4 protein-coding genes are annotated in these 3,964 nt (G+C 67.1%); 1 reads left to right on the top strand and 3 read right to left on the bottom strand.

Annotated elements, in window-relative coordinates:
• The coding region (locus VFT73_RS13520; protein WP_326412247.1) for an NAD(P)/FAD-dependent oxidoreductase at positions 1-1,144 on the top strand (1,144 nt) is incomplete at its 5' end.
• Positions 1,145-1,306: 162 nt separating this feature from the next.
• On the opposite strand, the gene VFT73_RS13515 is transcribed toward VFT73_RS13520, so the two are convergent.
• The 3 genes from VFT73_RS13515 to VFT73_RS13505 form a co-directional block, all read right to left on the bottom strand.
• On the bottom strand, positions 1,307-2,044 hold the full coding sequence (locus VFT73_RS13515; protein ID WP_326412243.1) for an alpha/beta hydrolase family protein: 738 nt from the start codon (positions 2,042-2,044) through the stop codon (positions 1,307-1,309).
• Entirely contained in the window at positions 2,031-3,134 is a 1,104-nt protein-coding gene (locus tag VFT73_RS13510; RefSeq protein ID WP_326412239.1) for a DUF3182 family protein, read from the bottom strand. The genes VFT73_RS13515 and VFT73_RS13510 overlap by 14 nt, the downstream gene beginning before the upstream one ends.
• Before the next feature lie 196 nt (positions 3,135-3,330).
• Positions 3,331-3,964, bottom strand: a 634-nt coding sequence (locus tag VFT73_RS13505; RefSeq protein ID WP_326412236.1) for an alpha/beta hydrolase, incomplete at its 5' end; no start/stop codon positions are given.

Raw genomic sequence — 3,964 nt, 5'->3', positions numbered from 1 at the left:
CGGTTCGACCACCGCGCTTCTGCTCGCGCAACGCGGATGGCAGGTGGCGGTCGTCGAGAAAAGCGTCTTTCCGCGCAAGAAGGTCTGCGGCGAGTTCATCTCGGCAACGAACATCCCCCTGCTCGACAGGCTGGGGGTCGGCGCCCTGTGGCGAGCCGGGGCCGGGCCCGAGATCCGTCGCGTAGGCCTCTTCTGTGGCCACGGGGTCGCCGAAGCGCCGATGCCGGCCGCAAGATCCGGGGCTTTCGGGCGAGCGCTGGGGCGCGACGTCCTCGACCACGCGCTGCTGGAGCAGGCGCGCGCGGCCGGCGTCGAGGTGTTCCAGCCCTGGCGCGCGGTTTCGGTCGAAAAGCACGGGGTGGTCCAGTCGGTGCTGATCGACGGCAAGGGCCGGCAGGCGGTTCTGACCGCTCCCGTCATCATCGCGGCGCACGGCTCGTGGGAGACGGGAAAGTTGCCGAGCCAGCCGGACAGGGTGAACCGCCCCCGCGACCTGCTTGGCTTCAAGGCTCATTTCCTGCACGCTTCGCTCCGCCCCGACCTGATGCCCCTGATCGTCTTTCCGGGCGGCTATGGCGGCCTGGTATGGGCGGATCGGAGGCGGCTGTCGCTCTCCTGCTGCATCCGGCGCGACATGCTGGGAATGGTTCGCCAGAGGTACGGCAACTTGACCGCGGGCGAAGCCCTGTCCCGACACATGATGCACGCTTGCCGCGGCGTGCGTGAAGCGATCGGCGGCGCCACGCTCGACGGGCGCTGGCTTGCGGCGGGGCCGATACGCCCCGGCATCCGGGCCGGCTATGCCGATGACATCTTCCGCGTCGGCAACAGCGCCGGCGAGTGCCATCCGATCGTCGCCGAGGGCATCACGATGGCGATCCAGTCGGCATGGCTGCTGGCGTCGGCGCTCGCCGAGACGCGTCCGCGCGATCCGGCGTCGCGAAAGCTGGCCGGAGCGCGCTACGCACGGGCATGGCGCAGGCTGTTCGAACTGCGGGTCCGCTCCGCGGCTGCGTTCGCGTCGATTGCGCTCAGCCCCGTCGGCCGGGCCGGGATGCAAATTTCGGTTACGGCATTGCCGCAGTTGCTGACGATCGGCGCGGCGCTCAGCGGGAAAAACAGAATGCCCGCCGAGCAGCTCTGACCTTTGCCACGCCCGGCTCCTTGCGCAAGCCGAACCGGGCACCTTTGTCGCGCGAACGCACGATCATGCGAGCGGCGCTGCGAAAGCGAGGCTGAGAAAGAGCCGGCTTGCGCGGGTGCTGCCGATCGAAAGCAGGCGCCTGCCGGTCTTGGCTCAGGTGCATCAGCTGCGCGCACCGAGGATCATTTCCGTTATCCAGCCTGTCAGAAGCGAGCCATAGGCGTTGCGGCAGGTCTCGTCCGACAGCGCGTGGTCGGCGCCGCCGATCATGCGGTAGGTGAGCGAACGCACGTTCGAGAATGCACGCCTGTAGTTCAGAACCGTCTGATGGGGGATGCGGTCGTCATGCTCGGATTCGACCAGCAGCACGTCGCCCAGGAACTTCGTGCAGGCAGCCAGCGCGCGGTTCTCCGAGCTTGAGACGAGACTGTGCCGGTAGGCATCCAGGTCTTCCCTGTCGAGCGCCCATTTGGGCGTCTCCCACTGCTCGTCGCGGTAAAGCGCCGGGACACGTAACGCCAACCATCGAACCGGGCGGAGACTCGTAAGTATGGCTGCGAGATAGGCGCCATAGCTGCTCCCGATCACCGCAATCTCGCCATGTTCGACGGAGGGTTGGCCGGCCAGCATGTCGTAGGCGGCGAGGACGTCCGCCAGATTTTCCTCACGCGTCACCGTCTGTTGCTGCTCCTCGGTCGACGCGTGGCCGCGCATGTCGAAGGTGAGACAGACGCAGCCGAGCGCGGCGATGGACCCGGCGCGCATCATGTCCTGCTCCTGGCTGCCGCCCCATCCATGCACGAAGAGCAGACCGGGTACTTTCGTCTCGGGCGTCAGGACCGTTCCGCCGATCCTCTGCCCTCCGACGGCAATTTCGATCTCGCGCTTATGTGCCGCCATGTTCCAGCCATGCGATTTTCGTGATCGGCCCGACTTCGGGATCATCGCCGCGAAAGAAGACTACGGCGTGGGGCGGAACAGCGTCGGCCCCGCCATAGATTTCGGCCGTGGACGCCCCGATCCCGGCCAGCGCCGGATCGCGTTTCAACGCCTCTATGGCGAGGATCTCGGCCGGCGTGGCGCCGCCCAGCCGCCAGGATTGCTCCAGCACGCCGCATCTTCTGCGCCCGCTGCTGTCCGTCCCGAGTGCGACATCGTAGTTTCGGCGGGTGGCGAAAAATCCCGGGAAACAGGAACGTGCTGCCTCGTCGTAGCGCCGGGCATGTGCGACGGCGATACGCTCCCGATCGGAAAGCGGCAGGGCCAGGAGCGCATCCCACCCGCCGCGCACGACATCGAGAACCGAGCCGCCATAGACGGTTTCCCCTCGATTGTCCTCGGTCAGCTGCTGCGTCCCGCAATAGCTGATCGCCAGGCCGGCCGCCTGGACCTGGCCCACGCTGAAGGTCGTGACCTCCGAAAGATCCTGCTCCAGCACGATGCCGGTGCTCGCGATTTCCCCGGGATCGATTCCGGCGAGCGCTCGTTCCAGCGCCGCTGCATCCGAAACGCGGGCCTGGCCGCTGCCGCCCTTGCCGCCCGTTCGCTTGATCCGGACGGCACCCTCCCGCAGCAGGCGTGTCCCGGCGCGACGGGCATCGCTCGCCGAGAATGCCGTAAAACCATCCAGCACGACCTTGCCCGTTGCCGCGCCAAAGGCATGGCTCCAGCCTTCGGGCGCGGCCGCCGCCGGCTCGATCAGCGGATGCGTGATGGCTTTCGTGGCGAGAAAGGGCTGCGCAACTACACCGCCGAACAGGTCGCCTTCTCGCGCGATGCCCAGCCTGTTCGCTTCAGCGAGGCCGATCACGGTGTCACTCGGCACCAAGTAGCGCTTGCGAGCGTCTCCGCTCGGTTCCCGCTCGTAGGGGATGCCCATGAGCCGCGCCAGTCGCTCGCCGATAATGCGATGCGTTTGAATTTCATGCTCCGCTTGCCCCAACCGGCTGCAGGTTCCGCACACGAGTTGGTGCTGCTCTTCTTCGATCATGCGCTGCCGATGTGCTTGTGTTTGGGCGTCACGCCAGATGGATCGGAGCTTCGCATCGTGCGCGAGCACCTCTCGACGCCGGAACTATAAAACCCTGCGGCGCGGTTTCAGTTCCGGCCGATCCACGGGCCGCAAGCGTGCTCGGCACAATTGCGCGGTGCGTGCCGCCAGGACGGTGGACTGGGCTCGCGGGCAATTAGCCGTCCACAATTTGGCGGGCGTCCGCCCGCGCGAATACCTCGTCTATCGCCGCCATGATCGCTTCGGGATCGGTCTGGTGCACCATATGGCCGGCCCCCGAGACCGGCCTGAACGTGCTGTGGGCGACGGCACGATGCAGCCGGCAGGACTGCTTCCTGGGGTCGATCAGGCGGTCTTCGGCTCCGGCGACGACCGCGACCGGCATCCTCAGCCTCGAATACTTGCCGGACGCGCTGACTGCCGCCGCGATCAGCAGGGCCGATTCCGCCGCCACGGCACGAATTTGGGACGGGCGCACAGCCATTTCCTTGGGAAAGCGCCGGAACTTCGTCGGCATGGAAGCCGGGCCGAAGATCATGCGCATCAGGAGGGGCCAGACCAGCCTGCTGACGAGGGGAACCAGGGTGTAGCAGGCGGCGTCTCCCAACAGCGGCACGGCCGCGGCAGAGACGAGCGCCAGATCGGGGCGAACCGATGGATAGTAATAGCCGGATGCGAGTACGATACCGCGCACCGCATTCGGATGCCGGAGCGCCAGCGCCACCGCCACGGATGCGCCCCAGGAGTGGCCCAGCACAACCGCCGGCGCCGCGCCGAGCCGTTCGAGCGCGGCCATAATCAAATCCGCT

The sequence above is a fragment of the Sphingomonas sp. genome (assembly GCF_035758555.1).
Lineage (GTDB): Bacteria > Pseudomonadota > Alphaproteobacteria > Sphingomonadales > Sphingomonadaceae > Sphingomonas_B.
The sequence above is the reverse complement of the archived record's forward strand: the minus strand, read 5'-3'. Positions and strand labels throughout refer to the sequence as shown.

Bases quoted from the DNA above. Each gene is read 5' to 3' on its own strand.
- VFT73_RS13510 (WP_326412239.1), bottom strand. From the start codon at position 3,134: ATGATCGAAGAAGAGCAGCACCAACTCGTGTGCGGAACCTGCAGCCGG.
- VFT73_RS13515 (WP_326412243.1), bottom strand. From the start codon at position 2,044: ATGGCGGCACATAAGCGCGAGATCGAAATTGCCGTCGGAGGGCAGAGG.